At 56.4% G+C, this 20252-nt stretch carries 14 protein-coding genes; 4 read left to right on the top strand and 10 right to left on the bottom strand.

Annotated elements, in window-relative coordinates:
• Window position 1 precedes the first annotated feature (1 nt).
• The 4 genes from sppA to OSO_RS0126365 all read right to left on the bottom strand — a co-directional run bounded on the left by sppA (window position 2) and on the right by OSO_RS0126365 (window position 5269).
• Window positions 2-1801, bottom strand: a complete 1800-nt coding sequence (gene sppA, locus OSO_RS0126385) for a signal peptide peptidase SppA (RefSeq protein ID WP_157605459.1) — start codon at window positions 1799-1801, stop codon at window positions 2-4.
• Between the two features lie 299 nt (window positions 1802-2100).
• Window positions 2101-3390 carry a beta-ketoacyl-[acyl-carrier-protein] synthase family protein gene (locus OSO_RS0126375; protein ID WP_010586024.1) on the bottom strand — a complete coding sequence of 430 codons (1290 nt, stop codon included), beginning with the start codon at window positions 3388-3390 and terminating at the stop codon, window positions 2101-2103.
• A 165-nt stretch (window positions 3391-3555) separates the two neighbouring features.
• Window positions 3556-4791, bottom strand: a complete 1236-nt coding sequence (gene fabF, locus OSO_RS0126370) for a beta-ketoacyl-ACP synthase II (protein ID WP_010586023.1) — start codon at window positions 4789-4791, stop codon at window positions 3556-3558.
• A gap of 28 nt (window positions 4792-4819) precedes the next feature.
• Window positions 4820-5269, bottom strand: a complete 450-nt coding sequence (locus tag OSO_RS0126365; RefSeq protein WP_029247509.1) for a MarR family winged helix-turn-helix transcriptional regulator — start codon at window positions 5267-5269, stop codon at window positions 4820-4822.
• A 358-nt stretch (window positions 5270-5627) separates the two neighbouring features.
• Between OSO_RS0126365 and OSO_RS48585 the strand changes: the two genes are divergently transcribed.
• Window positions 5628-6560: a GGDEF domain-containing protein gene (locus OSO_RS48585; RefSeq protein ID WP_010586021.1), complete on the top strand. Its 933-nt coding sequence runs from the start codon at window positions 5628-5630 to the stop codon at window positions 6558-6560.
• 24 nt (window positions 6561-6584) lie between these two features.
• On the opposite strand, the gene OSO_RS0126355 is transcribed toward OSO_RS48585, so the two are convergent.
• Window positions 6585-7325: a DUF899 domain-containing protein gene (locus OSO_RS0126355; protein ID WP_010586020.1), complete on the bottom strand. Its 741-nt coding sequence runs from the start codon at window positions 7323-7325 to the stop codon at window positions 6585-6587.
• A gap of 42 nt (window positions 7326-7367) precedes the next feature.
• Window positions 7368-7595: a hypothetical protein gene (locus OSO_RS45200; protein WP_010586019.1), complete on the bottom strand. Its 228-nt coding sequence runs from the start codon at window positions 7593-7595 to the stop codon at window positions 7368-7370.
• Between the two features lie 616 nt (window positions 7596-8211).
• Here OSO_RS45200 and OSO_RS0126335 point away from each other — a divergent pair.
• Together OSO_RS0126335 and OSO_RS0126330 are read left to right on the top strand one after the other, a co-directional pair.
• Window positions 8212-10959 carry a DUF1553 domain-containing protein gene (locus tag OSO_RS0126335; RefSeq protein ID WP_029247508.1) on the top strand — a complete coding sequence of 916 codons (2748 nt, stop codon included), beginning with the start codon at window positions 8212-8214 and terminating at the stop codon, window positions 10957-10959.
• A gap of 31 nt (window positions 10960-10990) precedes the next feature.
• Window positions 10991-12481, top strand: coding sequence for a DUF1501 domain-containing protein (locus OSO_RS0126330; protein ID WP_010586016.1), 1491 nt, complete (start codon window positions 10991-10993; stop codon window positions 12479-12481).
• A 7-nt stretch (window positions 12482-12488) separates the two neighbouring features.
• Here OSO_RS0126330 and OSO_RS0126325 read toward each other — a convergent pair whose 3' ends face one another.
• Complete coding sequence (locus OSO_RS0126325) at window positions 12489-13766, bottom strand: LssY C-terminal domain-containing protein (protein WP_010586015.1); 1278 nt, start codon at window positions 13764-13766, stop codon at window positions 12489-12491.
• 202 nt (window positions 13767-13968) lie between these two features.
• Here OSO_RS0126325 and OSO_RS0126320 point away from each other — a divergent pair, with 202 nt between their 5' ends.
• Window positions 13969-15597, top strand: coding sequence for a tetratricopeptide repeat protein (locus OSO_RS0126320; protein WP_010586014.1), 1629 nt, complete (start codon window positions 13969-13971; stop codon window positions 15595-15597).
• A 120-nt stretch (window positions 15598-15717) separates the two neighbouring features.
• Here OSO_RS0126320 and OSO_RS0126310 read toward each other — a convergent pair whose 3' ends face one another.
• The 3 genes from OSO_RS0126310 to OSO_RS0126295 form a co-directional block, all read right to left on the bottom strand.
• Window positions 15718-17172 carry a DUF1501 domain-containing protein gene (locus OSO_RS0126310; protein ID WP_010586013.1) on the bottom strand — a complete coding sequence of 485 codons (1455 nt, stop codon included), beginning with the start codon at window positions 17170-17172 and terminating at the stop codon, window positions 15718-15720.
• A 132-nt stretch (window positions 17173-17304) separates the two neighbouring features.
• Entirely contained in the window at window positions 17305-18600 is a 1296-nt protein-coding gene (locus OSO_RS0126305; RefSeq protein ID WP_010586012.1) for a PP2C family protein-serine/threonine phosphatase, read from the bottom strand.
• A 455-nt stretch (window positions 18601-19055) separates the two neighbouring features.
• On the bottom strand, window positions 19056-20186 hold the full coding sequence (locus OSO_RS0126295; RefSeq protein WP_010586011.1) for a hypothetical protein: 1131 nt from the start codon (window positions 20184-20186) through the stop codon (window positions 19056-19058).
• Window positions 20187-20252 lie beyond the last annotated feature (66 nt).

Here is a 20252-nt window from a genome sequence, read left to right as displayed (position 1 = left end):
CTCATTTCACTTGGAGCTGGAACGGCATGATCGTCAGGACTTTTTCGCGGGCCAGAATTTCATAACTGGCCAGATTGCGAAGTTGTTCCGCCAGATCATTTGGCAATCCTTCCAGCCACGTCGCGGCCATGCCATGGGCCAATTTGACAGAAGGATCGATGGGACCAAAGAGCGCCTCGAATGGGCTGGTGGGCTTGGGAAGGTTCAATCGTTCGAGTTTGGAATCGGGATCAAGTTTGGCCGCTTTCTTCGCGTAGGCGATCGCATCGTCCAGGGTCCCCAGTTCATCGACCAGTCCCAGATTGAGCGCCTGCGTTCCCGTGTAAACACGACCACGGGCCAGCTTTTCCAGCTTGTCGTAGTCCATCTTTCGGCCTGCAGCCGCCTTTTGAGTAAACTGAGCGTAGATGTCGTTCATCATTTTCTGCATCGCGTCACGTTCGGCATCCGTCCAGGGTTTGGTCGTGCTGAGGACGCCCGCATTCTTCCCGCGTTGCACGACGCTGGTCGTAATTCCGATCTTGGCGAAGAATTTTTCGAGAGCGACCTTTCCGCCGACGACGCCGATCGAACCGGTGAGCGTGCCCGGTTCGGCAAAGATCCGGTCGGCACCCATGGCAATGTAATAACCACCGCTCGCAGCGACATCGCCCATGCTGACGATCAGCGGCTTCTTGCCGTCGAGTGTCTCCAATTCATGCCACATCAGGTCACTGGCGAGCGCACTTCCGCCGGGGCTGTCGACGCGCAGAATCACGGCCTTGACCGAATCATCGTCACGCGCCTGGCGAATTGCTTTGATCATCGTGGTCGAGCCCATCGACTCGTCACCGAAGAAACCGCTTTGGCTGACCCCAGACACGATGGGACCGACGGCGCTGACGACGGCAATTTTGGGATTCTTGGATTTGAACGATGACGGCTCGACGCCCATCAGAAGATTCATCATTTTGGCCATGCCGGTGAATCCGCTGAAATCGGTGTCGATTTTCTTCTTACCGTATCCCTTAAGCTGTTTGATTTCGGTATTCGGACGCCCTGCCTTGATCAGCGTGCTGAGATGATCTTCATAGGCAACGTGATCAATCAGGCCTTGTTTCTTCGCCTCTTCGGCGCTGAACAACCCGGTATCGATAATGGTTTTGACCTGATCCTGAGTCAGCTTGCGTGACTCGGCGACCATCTCGACGATTTGGCGGTAATAGTCATCGAGAATCGCTTCCATTTCTTCCCGGAACGCGGGGCTCATTTCAGAACGGCTGTAGGGCTCGGCAGCCGATTTGAATTCACCGACACGCAGCATTTCCGGCTGAATCGCCAGCATGTCGAACAGGTTCTTATAGAACGAGATTTCCGCCCGCAAACCAGGCAGCATTAGCATGCCGGATTCCGGCAGAATGATTTGATCGCACGCAGATGCCAGGAGGTAGTCTTTGGTATCGGCGCTTTCCATCCAGGCGAAGACCTTGCGGCCTTTTTGTCGAATCTTGGCGATCCCGCCGCGAAGTTCATTGAGCTTGGCCCATCCGATGTGCGGGCTGCTGATATGCAGGACAACTGCGTCCAGCCGATCATCCGCAGCGGCTTTCTTCAGTCGTGCGAGGGCATCTCCCAGGGTTTCGACCGCTTCACTGAAAAGGCCCCCTGCACCGTTTCCTTCAGAATACTGACCCTTGATTTCAATATGCGCGACGGTCAACTCGACCGGCGTAACCTTAGCGGCATCCGCGGGCACCTGCTGCGCGCAGAGAGTGGAAGCCGTTCCAAACAAAACAAGAAATGCCGTGAAACGGTACATCATGGACTCTCCATAGAATAACGAGCGAACTCTGGATGTGGCGTCGTAGGGAACGAGCCTGCCTGGGCCGTACCTGACTTGAGACAAATTCGTCCAAACAGGCAGCCTCTGTTCTAGCCGTCAACCGAAGTCTCGTCCAGCGGGATCGAAGCTAACCGGATCGCGAGATTGTATCGAGGTTCATGACCTGAATTGCGAATGAACTCAAGCAATGTCGAATTATCGGTGATCGGTTGGGGCGTTGGCGACTGTGCATCAGGGCCACTTTTTCGACCGAACTGAAGTAACAATCTGCGCCGAAGTCACAGCCGTGAGAGAATCAACGACACGTTCTGTCCGCCGAATCCCGAGTTGTTGGACATGACGGTATCGAGTTTCAGATCGCGGGCCGCGTTGGGGACATAATCCAGATCACATTCGGGATCGGGATACTCGTAGTTCATGGTCGGAGGGGCGGTACCATCGCGGAGGGCAAGCAGCGACAGGACGGCTTCGAGCGCACCGCAGGCGGCGACCAGATGTCCCGTCATACTTTTGGTGCTCGAGATCGGGACCGATTCAGCGTGCGTTCCGAGTGCGTGCTTTAGGGCCTGGGTTTCCGCCTTGTCGTTGGCGCCGGTACTTGTCCCGTGCGCGTTGACATAACTGATGTTGTCGGGATTCAGACCGGCATCGCGCAACGAGTGTTGCATGGCGCGGGTCAGTCCGTTGCCGTCAGAGGGAATGTCGGTGATTCGATATGCGTCCGAGGCGACGCCGTAGCCTCGCACTTCGCCATAAATCTGCGCGCCGCGTCGACGCGCCGATTCGTACTCTTCCAAGACCAGCATTGCGGCGCCTTCACCGAGCACGAAACCATCCCTCTCGCGATCGAACGGGCGCGAGGCGGCGGTGGGGTCGTCATTACGCGTCGAAAGTGTTCCCAGCAGACAGAATCCGGTGAGCCCGAAGGGATGGATCATGCTATGCGAACCGCCGACGATCATAATGTCGGCTTTATCGTTACGGATCAGGTCGGTGCCTTCGCCGATCGCCTGGGCCGAAGCTGCGCAGGCGGTCAATGTATTCAGATTGGGGCCTTCCGCTCCAAACAGGCCGGCAATTTTGGCGGCAAGAACATTTGGTTCCTGGTTGTATTCTTGTTCGGCGTTCAGGGCATTCAGGCTCAGCCTGGTGAACTCTGCAAGATCGAACTGATTGTTGTCGCCTGTCGCCTGCGCGATCATGGACATCAGCAAGTCGAAGTCTTGCATTCCTTCGCCGGCACCCAGGTAGACACCAAATCGCGTGGGATCAGCCAGACCGCGGACATCAATTCCCGAGTCGCGAACCGCCTGTACGGCGGCTGCGATGCCAAACTTGACGTTCGGTCCTGTTCTGTCGAAGGCATGAACCTGATCAGCGTCGAGCCAGGTCGCGAGATCGAATCCCCGCACTTCTGCAGCGATTTGCGAGGGAAATCCCGTCCTGACAAAGCGCGAAATCGGCGAAACACCGGAGACACCTTCGCGTGCCGCCGCCCAGACTTGATCAATGCTGTTTCCCAGCGGCGAGATACATCCAATCCCTGTCACGACAACTCGTCGTCGCATGATAATTCCTTTGGTCGTTCTGCGGACCCACCTGTGATGTCAATCTGTGGTCAAATTGGCGACGAGGGTGTAGTCGAGTATCTACTTTTAGCCGTTAAATGATAGGCTGCGCCGATTTAATTCAAATAGCAAAGCGAATCTTCGGACGCTTTCGGGATGGCGGAATCAAATTGCGCCGAATGCCAGACAACTATTGTGACCTCCAAATCCGAAACTTGTCGCGAGTGCATAGCGGACACGAAGGTCGCGTGCCCTGTTCGGCACACAGTCGAGATCACACGCGGGATCGGGATTTTCATAGTTGATGGTGGGGTGAACGACGCCGTCGCGAATCGTGAGCGCACAGACAATCGCGGCGACCCCTCCACTCGCACCACACAAGTGGCCAATCATACTTTTCGTGCTGCTGACTACGCAGCGTCCGCTGTGGTGTCCGAAGACGCGTTTGATCGCTTTGGTTTCGGCTTCGTCACCCAGGGGCGTACCTGTGGCATGCGTGTTCACGTATTGAATGTCTTCGGCATTCAATCGTGCATCGCTCAGTGCTTGCTGGATGGCCTGCGAAGCGCCGCGTCCTTCAGGGTGCGGAGCGGTGATGTGATGTGCATCGGCGCTTTGCCCGGCACCCAGGACTTCGCAGTAGATCGTCGCACCGCGGCGGCGCGCATGTTCCAACTCTTCCATGACAACGATGCCAGCGCCTTCGCCCAACACAAACCCATCACGATCGCGATCAAACGGGCGACAGGCACCTTGTGGATTATCGTTGCGTTCCGAAAGCGCTTTGGCCGAACAGAATCCTGCCATCCCCAGCGGGGTTAGCGCCGCTTCAGAGCCTCCGGCGAGCATCACGTCCGTACGCCCGAGTCGGATCGAATCGAGCGCCGTCGCGATCGCATCCGCGGCCGAGGCACACGCCGTTGCGACGCATAAGGCCGGACCCTGTAATCCAAGAAAGATGGAAATGGCGGCCGGGGCCGCGTTCGACATCAATTTGGGAATCAAGAACGGACTGACGCGCGAAGGCCCCGCCTGCTGATAGCGGACACACTCGTCTTCGAAGACGGTCATTCCGCCGGTTCCACTACCAATGATGACCCCGCAGCGCTGCGGATCTTCCGCGTCCCAGTTCAGACCGCTGTCGGTCACCGCGTCCAATGCCGAGATCAGCGCGAATTGCGAGAATCGGTCGAGGCGTTTTGCGAGTTTCGCGTCGATGCGAGTCTCGGGACGGAATTCACGGACTTCGCCCGCAAAGCGGACTTTAAATGCCGAGGCATCGAATTGTGTGATTGCGCCGATGCCGCTCACCCCTTCCCGGAGGCGCGACCAAAGTTCGACCGGATTCTGAGCCAAAGGGTTTACGGTTCCCAGGCCGGTGATGACGACTCGACGATTCATCGACGTAACTCCATGAGATGTGACTCCATTAAGGAGCGAGCTTGGCTGCTGCCTGAGCGACATCTGGCAGCACGTTCACTAGATTCTGCCACTGATCCTCAGGGAGCACGGACTTCATTCGGCTCTGGGCACGCGTCCAGGCCGGTTGCGCTTCCAGAAGCTTGCTGCGACCGGCTGCGGTAATTGCCACGAGCTTTTCACGGCGGTCGGTCCCGGCGCGGATCGTGACCCAGCCACTGTTCAGCAGGGGGCGGATGTTGCGGGTGACGGTGGTGTCTTCAAGCAACATCAGCTCACCGAGATCGCCCTGTCGGACTTCTCCAATGCGACTGAGGTACACGAGCAATGAAAATTGGGTCGTACGCAAGCCGACCGAGCGCATTTCGTCATCGTAAACCCGGCTGACCGCGCGCGAGGCTTTACGCAGTGCGTGGCACAGGCAAGGAGTGCGAACGGAAGGTGGCGTCGGCTCGCTCATGAATGATGTATATGCATGTAATTGGGTTTCGTCAAGGCGCGGGATGTGAACGGAATGAGTCGTTCCGCGAAGAAATGGGCCGATGACCTGTTTGTAAAGTCTTTTCAGATAATTGCTTGTGCGAATGTTCAGTGGTGCGGATGTTCCTGTGAACGAACTGCTGTGGCAAATTTGCCAACCTCAAAATCGGAGGTAGAGTTTCGTTGAGGTTTGGCGACATGGTTCGAGTCCTTTTTACCTCGTTCTGACTCGAATCTCACTCGGGCGGTCGTCAATCCATATTGTCGGTTCGTATCGCTCATTCCGCAATCAGGGCCTGCAACCCGTTTCTTAGCTTAAACTTCGGTGAGAACTCACGGTGTTAATTTTTTCGATCTTGTGGTTCTGCTTTATCAGCGGTTGCGTTGGGTGTGTGATCGGATTGGCATTGGCAATTCGGTTTCAGCACTTGGCGTATCCACACACATCTCATTCGACGCCTGAGCCCGAAGCGGGGCCCAATCGTGATGAAATCAAGGCATTGTTGAGGTCACTGGTGGAGATCAATTCGCAAGTGGACGCTCAGGTTGGGCGTCACACGGACCGGATCAGTGAGATTACCGAGTCAATGGACCAGAGCGAGCAATCGGAGCCACTGGCCCAGACGGCGAAGCTCTTGGTGGCCGCGAATCAGCAACTGCAGATCGATCTGGTGCAGACGCGATTCGAGCTTGCGCATCAGCGCGAGTTGGTGGACTCATTCAAGCAGGAATCCAACACCGACGCACTGACGAAACTGATGAATCGCCGGGCATTTGACAGCGAACTGCGCGAGCAATTGGAGAAGGTCGCGACAACGGAAGCAAAAGTCTCGCTCCTGTTTGTCGACATCGATTATTTCAAGAATATCAACGACATTCACGGGCATTTGAACGGCGATCAGGTCCTTTCGACGGTTGCTGAGTGTCTGAAATCGAGTTTGTATACGGGCGCTTCCGCGTTCCGCTATGGCGGTGAAGAGTTTGCTGTCATCCTGCCGGGTAGCGATGCGGCCCGAGCCGTGCAGGCGGCCGAACATGTCCGTCGCACGATTGAACGCCACCGCCATATGGTCGATGGGCAGGAACTGACGGTCACCGTCAGCATTGGGATTGCCGAGGCCTTGCCGACCGATACCTGCGCGGCATTGATTCAGCGTTCCGATCAGGCACTGTTTACGGCAAAGAACTCGGGGCGGAATCGTTGCGGCGTGCTGGAATCGGTTCCGGTGAACGCGTCTGCCATTATCGGGTCGGCCGTCGTGTCGTGCTAGCCCGACAACGGTCTGTTCGTCAATTCACGCAGAACCATAAGTTGGGCGTTGCGGCCATCCCTCTGGGGAATTCTCAAAATCCTCTTGGCGTCCGTAGGGTGTTTGATCGAGCAGCCGATAACTGTCCGTCAGGCTCTCACAGCCGCGGGCATACGTCGAATTCGTATGGAACACTTCGTCGTTCAGACGGAAAAAGACGCTGAGTCCGTGTGTTTCTCCCTGATAGAACCAGGGTTCGCCATTTCGTCGCTGCTCGATTTCGGTCTGGGTTCGGTAGTTGTGTTGGAGCGGCTTGACGGACTTGTCCAGGGTGACATGAAAGTCATAGTTGAAATCGGAATCGAACGATGAGTACCACGGATGGCTCCAGCCCTGCTGTTGCTTGAACTTCTCAAGCTTTGCCAGTGGAGCACGAGAAATCAGGACCAGCGATGTCTCGCGTTGGGACAGCATGCTCAGATCCCCCCACGCGTTAACCAGGCCGGTGCATCCCGAGCAGCCTTTTTCCCAATTGGGATCGAACATGAAGTGATAAACCATGAGTTGTCGACGTCCTGCAAACAGATCTGCAAGCGACGCTTCGCCTGTGGGGCCTTCGAAGACGTACGTCTTTTCAAGTTGGACCATGGGAAGCCGTCGGCGGGCCGCGTTGACCTCGTCGTACACTTTCGTCAACCGCTTTTCCTGTTCCAGTAGTTGCTTGCGGGCGGAAAGCCACTTGTCGTGCGACACAATCGGTGGATGAGCAATATTCGCAGTCATCATTCCTCATTTCTTCAGGTATGAATGTTGTTGTGTGTTCTTCGTTCAGTTCCATCTGCGATGAAAATGAACGCGCCAATTCGCGAGATTGCGAGCGACGATCAGTAAGAGCAACGTGATGCTGGTGATGGCGAGACCCGTGTGCCAAGCGGACGCGGTGCTCAGTGACAGTCCAATTCCCGTCCAGAATGTGAAATAGACGGCAAGACAAACAGGACACTTGGGAAGCGTCAGCAGGATCGTTCCAGGAATCAACAACCAGATGGAATTCATCCCGGTTTTCCTGTGTCTTTCGACGGTGACTTGTTGGCAACATCGCGTCATTTCGTGTTTTTCCCGTTCTGAATGACCGTCGTTGATTTTGCTGAACGAACCAGCAGAGTCATGCCGATTTGCATTCTATTTTCATCGCAGCCGTGTCTGGGCGCGACGATTCGTTCTGGAGCTGGTCGGGCTTCTCGCGAAATCGAGAGCGGCATCAATCACCAGGCTGCCCCTCATCGAGGGCGTGCGACGCCGGACATTGAGTTATCGAACGAGACTCCGAGAAATCGACAGGAGAGGGAACAATCTTCAAAATCTTGATTCGAATCGGAGGTTTGGGCCTTCGGTCTCATCGTGCTGCAAACGGGAACTGATCTTCAGGCCGACTCCGATGTCGTGTCGTCATGGTGGAGCAACGGTTTGCGGAAAACCACAGGCGATGCCGGAGCTCATCGGATCTTGCATGTCACGATCACACCGTTTCGACATATTGCGGAGTTGTTCGTGGCTCTGCCGATGGGCTATAAACAATTGTTTATGTGGCGTGGCCACGACATCCCTTTCATCGATGCTTCAGTCAGCCTGGAATCGGTGATGCAGAATTTTTGTGATTGCGGGGCGTGCGATGCGAGTACGCATCTGTTTGCTGTTCATTTTTCTGACCGGGGCCGATCTGATTGGCGCTGATCAGATTGACTATGTGCGTGACATCAAGCCCATCCTGTCGCGCCGATGTCATTCATGTCATGGTGCTTTGAAGCAGGAGAATGAACTGCGGCTGGATACCGCGGCATTGACCATCAAGGGCGGTGGTAGTGGTGCGGCCATTCTGCCGGGGAAGCCGACCGAGAGCCTTCTCATTCAGGCGGTCAAGGGGCTGAACGGCGTGTCGAAGATGCCTCCAGAAGGGGAGCCGTTGACGGCACACGAAATCACGCTGCTTGAGCGCTGGATCGAGACGGGTGCGATTGCTCCGCCAGACGAAGTTCCTTCAGACCCGGCGAAACACTGGTCGTATCAGACACCGCGGCGCCCTGAGGTTCCTGTGGTGAATGATTCTGTGTGGTCGGCCAACCCGATTGATGCATTTGTCGTTGAACAACAATCGCAGCGAGGTTTGCATCACAGTCTGCCGGCTGTGCGGAACGTCCTGTTGCGACGGGTCTATCTGGATCTGATCGGTCTGCCGCCTTCGGCTGCGGAACTGCAGGCGTTTCTGGCTGACAGTTCACCACTCGCCTACGAGAACGTGGTCGACCGACTTCTCGAGAGCCCTCAGTATGGCGAACGGTGGGGCCGTCACTGGATGGATGTCTGGCGGTATAGCGATTGGGATGGTTACGGTCAGGAGATTCGCGAAAGCAAGCCGCATATCTGGCGATGGCGCGATTGGATTGTGGAATCGCTGAATGCCGACAAAGGCTATGACCAGATGATCGTCGAGATGCTGGCCGGTGATGAGGTGGCACCCGACGATCCGGCGACGCTGCGCGCGACGGGATACCTGGTTCGCAATTGGTACTCGTTCAATCGTCATGTTTGGCTGGATGCAAGCATTGAACACACCGCCAAAGCGTTTCTCGGGACGACGCTGAATTGTGCGCGGTGCCATGACCATATGTATGATCCGATCTTGCAGACCGACTACTATCAGTTTCGTGCGATTTTCGAGGCGCATGATGTCCGGACCGACCGTGTTCCCGGTCAATCCGATCTTACGAAAGACGGGCTGGTTCGTGTGTACGACGCGAATGCCGAGGCCAAAACGTTTCTCTTTCGTCGCGGCGACGACAAGCAGCCGAATACCGAGCATCCGCTTGTCGCCGGTCTGCCAGGGGTGTTCCGGACTCAGGAGTTTCGTCCGCAGCCCGTCACGTTGAATCCGACAGCGTTCTATCCCGGTTTGCGTTCCTACGAACAAGAGGAATCGCTTCAGCAGGCTCAGGCCCTATTGGACACCGCGCTCAAGCGACGTGCGGACGAGGATGCGAAGCTGCAGACGGCGAAAAAGTTACTGAGCGAACAACTCGCAGCGAAATCGAATGGCGAAGCGGTCAAGGTAGAAGACGAGGCGTCGCTTCAATCCAGCGTGGCGGCCAGCGAGCAGACGCTGCAGCGGGCCGAGTTGTCGCTGGAGACGGCGATCGCCAATGAAGTGTGGGTCCAGACCCGAATCCAGGCGGATCGGGCGGCGTACGCGGCCGTCCCCCCTGCGAATTTGGCCGCACTGGTAAGAACGGCTTCGCTGGCTGAACGCACATACCAGTTGCGGCAGAGCGAGCAGAAGGTGCATGAGGCGGAACAGCAGCTTTTGGTTGCCAAACGGACGCCGGACAAGCCAGACCCGATCGCGAAGGCTGAACAAGCCTTGGACGCCGCCAACAAAGCGCGCGTGGCCATCATGGAGACCGTTCAGAAGCCGGCCGATTCGTATACGAAGTTCGGTACGGTGTACCCGGCCACCAGCACCGGACGGCGGTTGGCCCTGGCCCGGTGGATCACTGATCCGGCGAATCCATTAACGCCGCGGGTCGCGATCAATCATATTTGGCTGCGTCATTTTGGTGCCCCGCTTGTGCCGACCGTCTTTGATTTCGGACTCAATGGGAAACCACCGACACATCCAGAATTGCTGGACTGGCTCTCGACAGAATTGGTTCGTCAGGGTTGGAAGACGAAGGCGATTCATCGGTTGATTGTGACCAGCCAGACGTATCGTCAGCAGTCACAAGTCGGTGCGGACGATGCATCGAACCTAGCGCTCGATGCCGACAATCTGTATCTCTGGCGTGCGAACTCGCACAGGATGGAGGCCGAAGCCATTCGTGACGCGACGCTATGTGCATCCGGGCGACTGGATCTGACCCGCGGCGGCCCCGAACTGGATGAGAACGCGGGGATGGATGTTCCGCGGCGCAGTTTGTATTTCCGGAACAGCAAAGAGAAAAAGATGACATTCCTGGACACGTTCGATCGACCGAATGTGGTGGACTGCTATCGTCGCACAGAAAGCATCATTCCCCAGCAGGCTCTCGCGCTGGCCAACAGCAGCCTTCTGTACGCGGAATCGCGTCGGTTGGCAGGTGTGTTGTCGCAACGGGTTGGCTCAGACGATCAGCCAGGGACTACGAAACAATTCATCCTTGCGGCGTATCAACAGATTCTGAGTCGCGATCCAAGTGAGAGTGAACTGCAGGAATGCGATGCATTCCTGACGGCGCAAACAGAACGATATCGCCATCCGGACGGGCTGCAGAAATTTCCAACGGGCACGGCGAACTCCGTGGCCCCGTCAGAGATCCCGCATCAGCGTGCACGCGAGAACCTGGTCCATGTGCTGTTTAATCACAACGATTTTATTCACGTTCGTTAGGCTCATGCTGAAGTGAGTGGAGTGTGTGTTGATGTCGAAGCCAATTGCAAATCACAGCGGATCGACGGGCATTCATCGCCGTACGTTTCTGGCGGATGTCGGCATGGGATTCACGGGGCTGGCGCTGGGGGCGATGCTCGGAAAAGAGGACGCTGCCCTTGCGAGTAGTGCTCGTGAGCAGGCCGTGAACGATGGGGTGGCGCACCATCGCCCCAAAGCGAAAAACGTGATCTGGATCTTCCTGATTGGCGGGATGAGCCAGATGGAGTCGTTCGATCCCAAGCCGGAATTGAATCGCTGGGCGGGAAAGACCTATGACGAATCACCATTCAAAAACGTGCTCGATTCTCCCTATTTGAAGAAGAATCTCCGCGAACTGGTCGAGGGATTGCATAAAGTGCATCCCAAAATTTACGAAATGCAAGTGGGCTATCGCCGGTTTGGCGAAAGCGGCCTGGAAATCAGTGACTGGTGGCCACATGTCGGTCAACATGCCGATGACCTGGCAATCGTGCGATCGATGTGGACGACAGACAACAACCACGGCGCGCAATTGCAGTTTCATACTGGACGTCATGTCCTTGAGGGGCAATTTCCGACAATCGGTTCATGGGTGCACTATGGACTGGGGTCGCTCAACGAAAACCTACCGCAGTTCGCTGTGATTGGAACTCCGATTGCCGACTGTTGCGGCGGTGTTGGGGCACACGGAGCCAACTATCTGGGACCTGAGCACAACGGTGTTCAGCTTGCGATCGATCCCAAGAACCCCCTGCCCTTTGCCTCGCCGGGCCCCGATGTCTATCGGGAGGAACAGATCGAATCGTTCGGACTGCTGAATCGATTGAATCGGTTGTCGGCCGTTGAGTATCCCGAAGATCGAGCACTGGCCGCGCGAATTCGATCGTACGAACTGGCATTTCGGATGCAGACCGCGATTCCCGGAATTGTCGATTTTGGGCAAGAAACACAAGTCACGCACGAACGTTATGGATTCAACAATCCCGCGACGAAAACATTTGGCGAACAATGTCTGGCCGCCAGACGATTGGTGGAACAAGGTGTTCGATTCGTTCAGATATTTCACGGCTCCAACGGAGGGGCCGGGGCCTGGGACGCGCATGGCAGTTTAAAAGCCGGGCATAGCCGTCTGTGCGGGGAAGTCGACCAGCCGATTGCGGCCTTGATCGCTGATTTGAAGCAACGTGGGTTGCTCGATGAAACATTGATCGTGATTGGAACGGAGTTTGGTCGAACACCGGGGGCCCAGGGGTCAGACGGACGCGACCATCATCCGTATGGCTTCTCTGTCGTGCTGGCCGGCGGCGGTGTTCGAGGTGGGATCGCACACGGCAAGACCGATGAACTGGGCTTCCACGCCGTGGAAGATCGCCACTATGTCACTGACTTGCATGCAACCGTCTTGCATCAATTGGGGCTCGATCCACGCCGTATGGAGATCCCGGGGCGCAAGCGCCTGGATCTGGATTTCGGCAAGCCGATTGATGCCATTCTCGCGTGACGCCTCACTAATCCCAGTTCATCACTTCGGGGACTTGTTTGGTGCTGGTGACGACCATCACGGCGCGGCGGCCATCCGTAAAGTAGGGATCGCCGGTCAGGTTTCGTCGAGGAGCCTCGGGCGTGCACGGAACTGTGCTCTGCAAATAACCCGCGCTGGCAAGGCGTTGGGCTTCAAAAAGATCCTCCAGCAAGTAGTCTCGCGCTTCGTCGACATCGGGATCGATCAGGTGAGTCGTCAAGTTCCAGGTCATGGTGGTGAAACGCACTCCGATATCGCGACTCACTTGCCCGACCCAGACGGCCTGTCCACCACAACGGAAATGCGTTCTCCAAAGCCGCAGATGGAGTCGCTCGTTGATCGAGCCGCGGACACGCTGCAATGCAAAGTCTTGAGCACGGCGATACAGATACAGTGCGCTCACCGGGCTGTACCGATACTCGGAGCCGAAGAGAAAAGCCTTGGCAGTCCGGTAGCAAGAACCAAGAGTGATTAGCTCGGTTTGATCCCAGCGTGCCGCCAGGACGGCAATGATCAGATCGAAGTCTCCGATCACGACCAGATTCAATGGGTCGCCGTGTCGCGTACCCGATGCATTTGTGGTCGTTGGCGGCAAATCGGCCAGCTTCTCCTTGAGCGTCGCAAGATCGCAGTCAATGATGTCGCCAGCCAACTGCTGCTGTGATTCGTTGAGCAGCCGGTGATCGACTGTCGGGCTTGGGATCGAAACGGTGAAGAGATACTCCCGCATGGATTTGCCAATCAGAAGTCCGACATCGATGACTTTTGTCCCAAACTCTGCAGGAATAAACACCAGTCCTTCTGCGGTCTTTCCCGGCGAAATCATCTTCAAAGGGAAGCCGAGTCTCTGAAAGCATTCTTTCATTTGACGATTCGCGCGACGCACCGCCCAGATCTTGAATGGCATGATCAATGCGAATAGCGGCAGAAACAGCAGAAACAACCAGATCAAAAATCCGTACGCCAGGATTCGCTTGATAATGGAAAAATGGCAATTTCCGGCCGCTTCACGCGCGGTGTAATAGTTGGCCGCAATTTTGGAGGCCAGCAGTCGGGCGGGCGAGTCGGAGTGATTGACGACGCGAATCCAGACCGCCTGAATCCCCCGATTGGAGAGCGGGACTCCCAGCATCTGCAAACATTCCGTCGGCGTCAGGACGGACACCGTGACGTCCACGAGTTCGTCCCGCTGTGTTTGTGCTCGTTCTGGATCGGGCCGCACTTCGGGGTGCGGGGTGTAGTTGAGTCCAAACAGCGAAAACATTCGCATTCCTATTTCAAAGTTGAAGGCGTCGCGTCGCAGAATCGAGCGATCGATCGTCGAGTATCGGCAGTTTGTGCTGCCAAGGACAAACCTCAAAGTTTGTCGAAGCAGAACAATCCCTACAACCGATATCTCTTAACACGGAACTCATTGCGAGGAAAATCCGAACCGGTTCAAACTGTTTGTACGAAGGATGGGCCTGATGAGCTCTCTACATCGAGCTGCATTGAGCGTTGCCTTGACGGCTGCCCCCGTGTTGGCAATGGGGTGTGCACAGATGCCTCGACAAACCGTCTGCCATCCGGCGGCATCGGCATCTCCGCCGTCTATTGTTGCGGCACCTCCGATCAACGCGGGAAATTTGAACCTTGCACGACAGGAAGAAGGCCGGGGTAACTTAGTTCAGGCGAAACAGCTTTATGAAGATGTCTATCGGCAAGATCCCGGTAATGTCGAATGTTGTCATCGATTGGGTGTTGTCTGCACGCGATTGAATCTTCATCAGGACGCAGATCACTACCTGCGCCAGGCACTTGCGAAGACGCCGAACGATGCGGAATTGCTGGCCGACATGGGGTATGCGGCGTTCATGAAGAAAGACTATTCACGGGCGGAATCGCTGCTGGAACAGTCGGTCAAATTGAATGGCAGCAACCCGCGATCGATCAACAATCTGGCGATCGCAAAAGCCTGGTGCGGAAAAGACGATGGCAGCCTGGCAATGTTTCGAATCGTGAGCAACGAGACCGAAGCGCTGCGCCGGCTGGAAACGATTCAAATTGCGCGAGGCGATCGCGCACGCAGCAAGCAGGTTGCCACGCAGGTGATTGATGTGCCCCCTGCCCCTGCAGCACCCGAGTTTCTGGCGAAGTACAAAACCCCCAGTCTGAGTGTGCAGACCAGTGAATTCACCCTGCCCGTTTCCACCGCCAAAACGCGGTTGCCAAACGAGGCCGCCATCGTACCGAATGCATCAATTGAGCTGACGAACCACACGGTATTGAGTCCTGAAGTACTAAGCCCTGAAACTGTGAGCCCTGACGTCGACGTTCAGATCGAACTGCCTCCACCCGAACCAGAGACGACGGTTGCTGATGTTCCGACCGTCGATCGCCGCTCGTCGTTTGAGGTGACCGACGAACTGGAAAATGTGTTTGATCAAGAGGTTGAAGTCAAAACTCAACCCGATGAGCCAATCGCCGCACACGCGAATACCGCCGAGCCTGTGTTGCCGGTGACGGAGACTCAACTGGTAACGGAGACTCAAGAGGAACCCGCTTGGGAGGCCATTGCGGCCGAACTTCAGTCAAAGAGTGAGTCCGACTTCGTGACCACAACGGAGTCGGTTGTTGAGCCGCCGGTAACAGAATCGCATCCCCCCGTTCTGACGGCATGGCGGAAGACGCCGCATGCCCATCGCGACCAGCGGGACAGCCGATCACCCGAATGGCACAGTCAGGGTGTCCGTCGTTCCGTTATGACCGACACGGCCATGTTTGATGACAAAGGAGTTTGTCGGACCTGCCTGGTCACACTCTTCGAAGAAAGCCGAATTGTTTCCGGGACGTCGACGTATACGTTCGAGTATCAATCGCGCCGCTATCGATTCTCGTCTGCCGAAGCGCTGCGAAAATTTCAGGCGACACCGCAACGCTATGCCCCTGCGGCTGGCGGATTGGACGTGGTCGCGGTTCGAAACGATCGCCGGGCGATTCAGGGGACTCTTCAATTCGGTTTGTGGCACCGCCAGCAACTGTATCTCTTCAGTTGCCGTGAAAATGCCGAGGCGTTCTTCCGTGCCCCCAGCAGATTTGTCGCCATTGATGATTGAAGTCGATGGGTGCCTCGGAGCGGGACATCGCTTGGATTCGCGCAATGCGATTGCCAAGATGACCATGGCCATCTTTGTGTGAACGGCGTCGAGTCGATCGTCGACGCTGGTGATGGGCGGTCAGATGATTTCCTGGATCGGGTCGACATGTTCGACGCCGACCAACTTCTGGTCGAGCCCGCCGTGGAAATAGCTGAATCCATTTGGATTCAGTCCCATTTGGTTCAGGACCGTCGCATGCAGGCGTTTGACATGGAATGGTGATTCAACCGCTGCGGAGCCGATTTCATCCGTTGTGCCCACACTCGTCCCGCCTTTGATACCCCCGCCGGCCATCCACATGGTGAATCCGTAGGCATTGTGATCACGGCCTGTGCCCGCTGCGTATTCCGCAGTCGGCTGCCGTCCAAACTCACCACCCCACACGACGAGTGTGTCTTTGAGCAGTCCGCGCTGCTTGAGATCTTTCAACAGGGCCGCGATCGGTTGGTCCGTATTCCCTGCATGGAAGTTGTGGTTCTTTTCGAGATCACCATGCGCGTCCCAGTTCGCGTCGTTATGACTTCCGCCAGAATACAGTTGGATGAAACGTACGCCGCGTTCGACCAATCGTCGCGCAAGCAGGCAGCGCTTACCGAAGTCTTGCGTCCGCGGCTGATCGAGCCCGTACATTTTTTGCGTCTCGGCAGTCTCTTGTGAGAAATCAACCGCTTCGGGGGCGTGTTTTTGCATCTTGAATGCGAGTTCGTAACTGTGAATGCGTGCGGCCAGTTCCGAATTGTCGGCGCGCGTGGCGGCGTGCGTCGAGTTGATCGCGTTTAATGAATCGAGCAGTTCCCGCTGGACAGCCCGCGTGGTTCCCTCGGGCGTATTCAGATCGATGATCGGGGCACCTTTGGAACGCAAGATGGTTCCCTGGTACGTTGCCGGCATGTAGCCGCTGGACCAGTTCTTCGCTCCGCTGATCGGTCCGCCCGACGGATCGAGCATCACGACGAAACCCGGCAGGTTTTCATTGTTGCTGCCCAAGCCATAGTTCACCCACGAACCCAGGCAGGGACTTCCGGACAGAATCTTGCCCGAATTCATCATGAGCATCGCCGAGCCATGAATGGGCGAGTCGGCCGTCATCGAATGCAGAAACGCGATATCGTCGACGCATGTGGCCAGGTGCGGAAACAAGTCACTGACCCACTTGCCGCATTCGCCGTACTGCTTGAAGTTCCAGCGCGGCTCGACAATTCGCCCCTGATTCTTGTGGCCGCCGCGTCCGAATGTCTTGACTTCGATTGTCTGGTTGTCGCGCCCCTTCATCGCGGGCTTGTAATCAAATGTGTCGATATGGCTTGGGCCGCCGTACATGAACAGGAAAATCACGTTTTTCGCTTTGGGGGCGAACTGAGGTTCCTTGGGCGCCAATGGGTTGTGGTGGCCTTCGGCCTCTTTCGCCAGCAAACACGAGGAAAGGAAGCCGTCACGCTGCAGCATTCCCGCCAATGCCGTCCCACCGAAACCCGCCCCTGTCTGCCAGAGGAATTCGCGTCGTGTTCGGCCGCAGAAATTGGGGGTCGTCATCTACTGTTCCTCGACGTGTCAACTCAGGACTGAAGCTCTACCAGACACAGCCGATTGTAACCAAGTCAGGATTCGTGGCGAAGCCTTTCAGCCGTCTCGACGTCGGTTTTGTCCGTCGACAGATGTCAACCTTCAGCCGATTCGACCGACGACAATGGTTCGATCGTCGGTGGGCGCGCCTCCGGAAGTAAAGCGTTTTACGGCATGCAAGACGGTCTCGATAATCTCTTGCGGCTCGGATGTGCAGTTCGACAATTCCGCGTCAAGTCGATCTGTGCCGAACAGTTCTCGATTCGGGTCACCGGCTTCGACGATTCCGTCGGTGTAGAGAACCAGTTGATCACCCGCGTGCATTTCGACAGTCGCCTCGATGGCGTCAAATTTCGAGTCAACCCCCAGCGGAAGATTCTGAGCATGTTCCAGTGATTGGATGGGGCCGGCAACGCCGGGGCGTAAACGCGGCGGATTGTGCCCTGCTGAGGAATATGTCAGTCGAAGCGAGACGGGGTCGTAAACGGCGTAGAAGGCCGTCACAAACGTGCCGGTATTTCCAACATAGTAGCTGCAGAGTTTCTCGTTGAGATACGTCAGCATTTGTCCGGGTGACAGGGGCGGGCCAGGATAGGTGTGCGCGATATTGTGAACGACCGCCATGACGACGGCGGCGGGGGTTCCATGGCCGCTGACGTCGGCGATTAGCAATCCCCACTGACCGTCTGTCAAAGGGAAGAAGTCGTAGTAGTCGCCGCCCGCGCGCCGTGCTGTCTGATAATGTGCGGCCAGCTTGAGGCGTGAGATTTTCGGGAGCCGAGAAGGCAGTAGTGATCGCTGAATACGTGCAACGGCCTTCAGCTCACGATCGATTTCTTCATAGGCGGCTTTGAGTTGTCCGGCCAGAACCTGGCTGCTTGTGGCTCGTCCAAAAAGATTGGCCAGCCAGACCGCTTCGGGAAGATGTTCGTAGGAAAATCCATTCGCGATGCTGCGAGTGTGCAGCGACATGTTTAACGATTTCCCCTGCTCCATCAGTGGAATTGCCTGCAGCGAACGCTGACCTGTCAAGTACTCGGCTGCAGGATCGTCTGCGGCAAATACCAGATCATTGATGATCCGGGGCTCATCGGCATAAATCAGTTCTGCAAGAATTCCGCCCGACAGCAGCGGCAATCGATCTGGCTCTTTCCACGGATTGACGTCATCGTTCCACTCGCTGTACCGCGTGATTCGAAATTGAGGATAGACCAGTCCCCGACGACTCATTGCCAGTCGTCGATCAATTTGCGGATTGACCTGCCGCATGCGGGTGTAATACTGACGAACCATTGCCTGCGGATCGGTTTGAACGCTGAGTTCTCGCATGGTTTCCATGATTTGAGCCAAGCGGTGTTGCCAGCTTTGCTCACCCAGGGAAACCAGGTCTTGATGCATTCGAGCGATTCCTGATCAGTTCGACGAGATAGAGACGTTCGATCGATTCGCCAGCGTACAGATGCCGAAGCTGGTTTCTCGCAGAAATTGCCTGAATATTCGCTCGGCGGATCGAAAGATGGCACATCTTCCTGCATGCGTCGAGCGATTGACTCCAGTTTATTCCGTTAGAAACCTCAAATTGTCCTTCGTTCACCTGTTCTAAGAATCGGTTGACTCACCCCGCGAGGTTGTTCCAAAAATGTCAGACACTTCGGTTTGACGCAGGTTCGGTCTACGTTTTGTCAAACCGTCATCCATCAAACGCGATGGATGACCTGTTCGCTCGTGCAACGGAGAACGCCTTCGGAACAGGCAAGAAGTCGTTCCGCGTGGATCAACGCAGGGTGATCGCGATTGGATCAAACACGAAATTGGTGTCGGCGATATCGGGACGACGGACTCATGGCGACGGGCTACTGCGGCCAGAGCGTGATGGGCCAATCGCTGACGTTGGCAACCGACCGCGCGGCGGCGGTGTGAGGAACAAACAGAATGACGTCGTCGGCGGTCAATTCCGACAAATCAAGATCCCCGACATGTCTCCATTCGTTCTCAACCGACCAGTCGATCCCCGTGATGCCGGTCGCGAGTTGAAAGAAGGGACGATCCTGTTCGGCAAGTGCTTGCCAGTGTTCTTCATCGCCGTACGCGACGGGGCGTGCGCCGCGGCGGCACAACCAGTCTTTTCTGAGGCAAAGGCCGAATGGTTCGAAGTCCCAACGGACGCGATGAGGTCGAAATTGATGGAGTCTGGGAAGGTCTTGTAACGGACAAGCGGTAAGGCTCACGACGGAATAGCCACCCCGAATTGCACGTCGGGACGCGATCAGACGACGCTGTTGGAGAATTCGAAGCAGCGATCCCAGTGGAGAATGGTCGGCTGACGGTTGCGATGCAAGAAGTTGATTGACGTAGGTCTCGAACCCATCACCTGGCCAAGGACCAGGGCAGGCGCGCGTGGTGTGCGTCAGAAACTTCCAGTGTTCCGCATCGGGGAACGGAACGATTTCAAGGATCTCGGGTTGGCGCGAGTTCGAGCGTTGTTTGTCGAGGTCAGTGGTTTCGGCAACGGTATCGAAAGGACGGCATTGTTCTGTGGTCGGTGCCCAGGTTGTTGCGCCGAGTTCGCAAAGTTCCGTGCGTGCAGGCTCGGATTGCAGATGCGGGAGATCGACCAGAACGACAGGTCCACTCTGTTCGAGCAGTCGCTGGCGGAGAAGCTGATGCAGATTGCCGCCCGTTCGAAGCGTCAGGACAAACACCGTCTGTGCCGACTGGACGACGATTCGGTCTCGTTCGGGTGGCCCACCTTCGTCGGGCGATTGCGGGTGTGCAAGAGTGAGGCTCTCAACGGGGATCTGCAAACGAGAAGCGGCATGCCGCACGAAGTCAGAGCCAGCCGTTTGCTGTCCGATGATGAGCCTGACGGGCTCGGTTGCCAGTCGGCGTAGTGTGCCGCGGAGAGCGACAAGCCACGCGTCATCAACCGCCACCAGTCTCGCGAGTCGAGACATCACAACGGTGGCGGTGTTCGCGGTAGGCATGCCTGGTCAATTCAACAGGCTCAGGGTGCGGTCGACAGACGCGAAGACGAAACGAACTCTCGCACG

Source organism: Schlesneria paludicola DSM 18645 (genome assembly GCF_000255655.1).
Classification (GTDB): Bacteria; Planctomycetota; Planctomycetia; order Planctomycetales; family Planctomycetaceae; genus Schlesneria; species Schlesneria paludicola.
Note: the sequence above shows the minus strand (reverse complement) of the source record. Positions and strands in the feature narration are given on the sequence as shown.

Bases quoted from the DNA above. Each gene is read 5' to 3' on its own strand.
- OSO_RS0126305 (WP_010586012.1), bottom strand. From the start codon at position 18,600: ATGCATCAAGACCTGGTTTCCCTGGGTGAGCAAAGCTGGCAACACCGC.
- OSO_RS0126310 (WP_010586013.1), bottom strand. From the start codon at position 17,172: ATGACGACCCCCAATTTCTGCGGCCGAACACGACGCGAATTCCTCTGG.
- OSO_RS0126375 (WP_010586024.1), bottom strand. From the start codon at position 3,390: ATGCGACGACGAGTTGTCGTGACAGGGATTGGATGTATCTCGCCGCTG.
- OSO_RS0126330 (WP_010586016.1), top strand. From the start codon at position 10,991: ATGTCGAAGCCAATTGCAAATCACAGCGGATCGACGGGCATTCATCGC.
- fabF (WP_010586023.1), bottom strand. From the start codon at position 4,791: ATGAATCGTCGAGTCGTCATCACCGGCCTGGGAACCGTAAACCCTTTG.
- OSO_RS0126320 (WP_010586014.1), top strand. From the start codon at position 13,969: ATGAGCTCTCTACATCGAGCTGCATTGAGCGTTGCCTTGACGGCTGCC.
- OSO_RS0126335 (WP_029247508.1), top strand. From the start codon at position 8,212: ATGCGAGTACGCATCTGTTTGCTGTTCATTTTTCTGACCGGGGCCGAT.
- OSO_RS45200 (WP_010586019.1), bottom strand. From the start codon at position 7,595: ATGAATTCCATCTGGTTGTTGATTCCTGGAACGATCCTGCTGACGCTT.
- OSO_RS0126295 (WP_010586011.1), bottom strand. From the start codon at position 20,186: ATGCCTACCGCGAACACCGCCACCGTTGTGATGTCTCGACTCGCGAGA.
- OSO_RS0126365 (WP_029247509.1), bottom strand. From the start codon at position 5,269: ATGAGCGAGCCGACGCCACCTTCCGTTCGCACTCCTTGCCTGTGCCAC.
- OSO_RS0126325 (WP_010586015.1), bottom strand. From the start codon at position 13,766: ATGTTTTCGCTGTTTGGACTCAACTACACCCCGCACCCCGAAGTGCGG.
- sppA (WP_157605459.1), bottom strand. From the start codon at position 1,801: ATGATGTACCGTTTCACGGCATTTCTTGTTTTGTTTGGAACGGCTTCC.
- OSO_RS0126355 (WP_010586020.1), bottom strand. From the start codon at position 7,325: ATGATGACTGCGAATATTGCTCATCCACCGATTGTGTCGCACGACAAG.